We start from the raw sequence: 3,834 nt of genomic DNA, 5'->3' as shown, positions 1-3,834 counted from the left end.
GCCAGCTCGGAATTGGTGATGCGGGCGTTCTGCTGCAACTGGCTGAGGATGCCGATATCGATGCGGTCCAGCCGTTTCGGCGTTGTTGTCATAGATGACATATTCCGTAAATGAGCGTCTACGAAGAATAAATACACTATCCAGACCGGGAATGACAAGCAAATCAGAGGCCTATTTTGCGGGTTGATGGTTACCATGGTGCCAACCCTGTTTAACCGGATACCTGCCCCTGGAGTGGCGTCATGACGGATTTGTCGAGCGGTGCATTGCAGTTGGGCTCTCTTGAGCGCGGCGGGCAGGAAGACAGCGACCCAGAGGAAACCGCCGAATGGCTGGAAGCGTTCGATGCCGTGGTACAGCACGTCGGGCGCGACCGCGCGCACTTCCTGTTCGAGCGTCTCGCGGCGCACGCGCTTGCGCAGGGCGTCGAGTCCTCCCGGGCGCGCGTGACGCCCTACGTCAATACCATCGCCTTCGATCAGCAGCCGCGCTATCCGGGCGATCTCGAACTCGAGGAGCGGCTTGCCGCCGCGCTGCGCTGGAATGCGCTTGCCATGGTGGTGCGGGCCAACAAGGCGTACGGCGAACTCGGCGGCCACATTGCGAGCTATGCATCGGCGGCGGATCTGTTCGAAGTGGGCTTCAATCACTTCTTCCGTGCCGCACCGCCTGACGCAGGCGAAGGCACCGGCGGCGATCTCGTGTACTTCCAGCCGCACTCGTCGCCGGGCGTGTATGCGCGTGCCTATCTGGAAGGATTCCTGAACGAAGAAAGTCTGCAGCACTACCGGCGCGAAATCGCCGGGCCGGGGCTGTGTTCCTATCCGCATCCGTGGCTGATGCCGGACTTCTGGCAGTTTCCGACCGGCTCGATGGGCATTGGTCCGATCAACTCGATTTATCAGGCGCGCTTCATGCGCTATCTGCAGAATCGCGGCCTGGCACAAACCGAAGGCCGCAAGGTGTGGGGCTTCTTCGGCGACGGCGAGATGGACGAGCCGGAATCGATCGGTGCGTTGTCGCTGGCAGCGCGCGAAGGGCTCGACAACCTGATCTTCGTGATCAACTGCAACCTGCAGCGGCTCGACGGTCCGGTGCGCAGCAACGGCCGCATCATCGACGAACTCGAAGCGCACTTCAGCGGCGCAGGCTGGAACGTGATCAAGGTGGTGTGGGGTTCGGACTGGGACGCGTTGTTCGCGCGTGACCGGACCGGCGCTCTCGCGCGTGCCTTTGCTCAGACGGTGGACGGCCAGTTCCAGACCTTCTCGGCGAACGACGGCGCCTACAACCGCGAGCGCTTCTTCGGCCAGAATCCCGAGCTCGCGGCGCTCGCTGCGCAACTGAGCGATCAGGAAATCGACCGCTTGCGCCGTGGCGGTCACGACGTGCGCAAACTGCACGCAGCCTACACAAAGGCCTTGGCCCATCGTGGCCAGCCCACCGTGATCCTTGCGAAGACGATGAAGGGCTTCGGCATGGGCACGTCCGGGCAAGGCAGGATGACGACGCACCAGCAAAAGAAGCTCGATTTCGACGACCTGAAGGCGTTCCGCGATCGCTTCCGGTTGCCGATCCCGGACGAGGACGTTGAACAGGTCAAGTTTTACAAACCAGCGGAAGACAGCCCGGAGATGCAATACCTGCATGCGCGCCGGACTGCCCTGGGGGGCTATCTGCCCAGAAGGCGGAGAGTGGCATCGAAGGGGCTGACCGTCCCTTCGATCCAGACCTGGGGACAATTTGCGCTGGATGCGAACGGGCGCGAAATGTCCACGACGATGGCGCTCATACGGATGCTGACCGCGCTGCTGAAGGATGGCGAGATCGGCCAGCGGGTGGTGCCGATCGTGGCGGACGAAGCGCGCACGTTTGGGATGGCGAACATGTTTCGTCAGGTTGGAATCTATTCTCCGCTTGGGCAGTTGTACGAGCCGGAGGACCTCGGTTCCATGCTGTATTACCGTGAGGACACCAAAGGACAGATTCTCGAGGAAGGGATTTCGGAAGCGGGCGCAGTTTCGTCGTGGATTGCGGCGGCCACGTCGTACAGCGTGCACGACCTGCCGATGCTGCCGTTCTATATCTACTACTCGATGTTCGGCTTTCAGCGGATAGGCGACATCATCTGGGCGGCGGCGGATCAGCGGGCACGCGGTTTTCTGATCGGCGCCACGTCGGGCAAGACCACGCTGGGGGGCGAGGGCTTGCAGCATCAGGATGGCACGAGCCATCTCGCGGCATCGACTATTCCGAATTGCCGCTCCTACGATCCTGCGTTCGCTTACGAAGTAGCGGCGATCGTCGATGAGGGCATGCGCGAGATGGTTGAGCAGCAGCGCGACGTGTTCTATTACGTCACTGTGATGAATGAAAACTACGCGCAGCCTTCGGTGCCCGAGGGCGATTTGCAACGGGTGCGCGACGGGATACTGAAGGGCATTTATCCGCTGCCTTCGGAGTCCACAGCAACGGCGCGCGTGCAGTTGCTCGGCGCAGGGGCGATTCTCGGAGAAGTGATCGCCGCGCAGACGATGCTCAAGGACGATTGGGGCATCGACGCCGCCGTGTGGAGCGTGACCAGCTTTACCGAGTTACAGCGCGATGGTATGGCGGCTGAGCGGTCTTCCCGACTGGGCGGCGTGGAGACCCAGCCTTATGTGAGCGCGGCGCTTGGTGCGTCGCAGGGACCTGTGATTGCCGCGACGGACTATGTGCGCGCGGTGCCGGAGCTGATTCGGGCTTATGTGCCGCGCCGGTACGTAACGCTTGGAACCGATGGGTTCGGCCGCAGCGATACCCGCGCTGCGCTGCGGGAGTTCTTCGAGGTGGATCGGGCTTCGATCGTGATTGCTGCGTTGAAGGCGCTGGCCGATGAGGGAGAAGTCGAGGCGCGGGTGGTTCGGGACGCAGTGGAGCGATATGGCAAAAGCGGATGGCCGAGTGGTGCGTCCTGGGTACGGTGAGGGCTACGGTATGCCCGAATCACCGTGCGGTCACTGTGCATTCACTGCGTCGTGACCGCGCGCGACTCGATCAACGACTTCACCAGATCGGCATCGCGTGGCGTGGCCGGGTTATAGACCACCATATGAAGATCCGATCGGCCATCGACGGCAAACGCTGAATATTCGAACGCGATCATGCCGGCGATCGGATGCCGCAGATGCTTGACCCCCTCGCCGTGAGCGCGCACGTCATGGTCGCGCCACATCGCGGCGAATTCAGGGCTCACCTGGCAGAGTTCCTCCACCAGCGCGGCGACCTGACTGGTGGCTCCGGCGCGTGCGGCATCCACCCGGAATGCACCTACGACGAAGCGCGCGGTGGTCTCCCAATCGGTTTGCGCGGCGCGCACGCGCGGGTCGCAGAAAACACTGCGCAGGATATTGCGTTGCTCCGGCGGCAGCGCGCCATAGTCGACCAGCGTCGCAGCGGCGGCGCGGTTCCACGCGACGACGTCCCAGGTGGCGGTCCTGATCAAGGCCGGACTCGGCTCCAGCGCATCGAGCACGTGTTGCAATCGCGGCGTCACCCCACCGCTTGTCTGATAGCGGACCTCCGGCGGGCGGCCCAGACCGAGCAAAAACAGATGCTCGCGTTCGACGTCAGTCAGTAGCAGCGCTCGTGCGATCCGCTCCAGCACTTCGGCCGAGGGTGCTCCGCCACGACCCTGCTCGAGCCAGGTGTACCAGGTCGCACTGACGTTGGCGCGCTGCGCGACTTCTTCACGTCGCAACCCCGGCGTGCGCCGGCGGATCAACGCAATGCCGAAGGTGGCAGGATCCAGTTTCGTACGGCGATCCCTCAAATACGTACCAAGCGGATTTTCGT

3 protein-coding genes are annotated in these 3,834 nt (G+C 62.8%); 1 reads left to right on the top strand and 2 read right to left on the bottom strand.

From position 1 onward, the window contains the following. Positions 1–92, bottom strand: a 92-nt coding sequence (locus tag M0954_RS19315; RefSeq protein WP_297354941.1) for an AsnC family transcriptional regulator, incomplete at its 3' end; no start/stop codon positions are given. Between the two features lie 150 nt (positions 93–242). On the opposite strand from M0954_RS19315, the gene mdeB reads away from it, so the two are divergent. Beyond that, positions 243–2,966, top strand: coding sequence for an alpha-ketoglutarate dehydrogenase (gene mdeB / locus M0954_RS19310; protein WP_297354939.1), 2,724 nt, complete (start codon positions 243–245; stop codon positions 2,964–2,966). A 41-nt stretch (positions 2,967–3,007) separates the two neighbouring features. On the opposite strand, the gene M0954_RS19305 is transcribed toward mdeB, so the two are convergent. Continuing rightward, the coding region (locus M0954_RS19305; RefSeq protein ID WP_297354937.1) for a helix-turn-helix transcriptional regulator at positions 3,008–3,834 on the bottom strand (827 nt) is incomplete at its 5' end.

The sequence above is a fragment of the Paraburkholderia sp. genome, assembly GCF_026225065.1.
Classification (GTDB): domain Bacteria; phylum Pseudomonadota; class Gammaproteobacteria; order Burkholderiales; family Burkholderiaceae; genus Paraburkholderia.
This window is presented reverse-complemented; position numbering and strand designations above follow the sequence as displayed.

What these genes read in the sequence shown, in the direction of transcription:
- mdeB (WP_297354939.1), top strand. Translation starts at nt 243, where the DNA reads ATGACGGATTTGTCGAGCGGTGCATTGCAGTTGGGCTCTCTTGAGCGC.